We start from the raw sequence: 352 nt of genomic DNA, 5'->3' as shown, positions 1-352 counted from the left end.
GCGGATTCGCCGACTACGCACTCGTTTCCCTCCATTGTCTCCGGATTTACCTCGATACGTCGTACCGTATGACGATCGACTTGCTCAAAGAGATGCCACAAATAACCGGGGAGATCGGCCTCAGCGCGGCCGATCTCCCCGCGCCGTCCACGTTGTGTAAGGCGTTCGACCGGTTCAGCATGAGCGTCTGTCGAGTGCTGCTGCGCCAGTCGGCGCAGCTGCACGATCTCTCTGAACACGCCGCGATCGACGCCACATTCTACGACCGCTCACCAGCCAGCCGCCACTACTGCCAGCGAATCAGCTACCGCGTTCAGAAGCTCAAAGTTACGAAACTCGTCGATACAGCGTC

Annotated in this window: 1 pseudogene; it reads left to right on the top strand. The window is 59.1% G+C overall.

The annotated features are described in order from the left end of the window. Positions 1-352 (top strand): annotated as a pseudogene (locus tag C463_RS09835) (IS5/IS1182 family transposase); the annotation flags it as partial.

It is taken from the genome of Halorubrum californiense DSM 19288 (assembly GCF_000336875.1).
Classification (GTDB): Archaea; Halobacteriota; Halobacteria; order Halobacteriales; family Haloferacaceae; genus Halorubrum; species Halorubrum californiense.
This window is presented reverse-complemented; position numbering and strand designations above follow the sequence as displayed.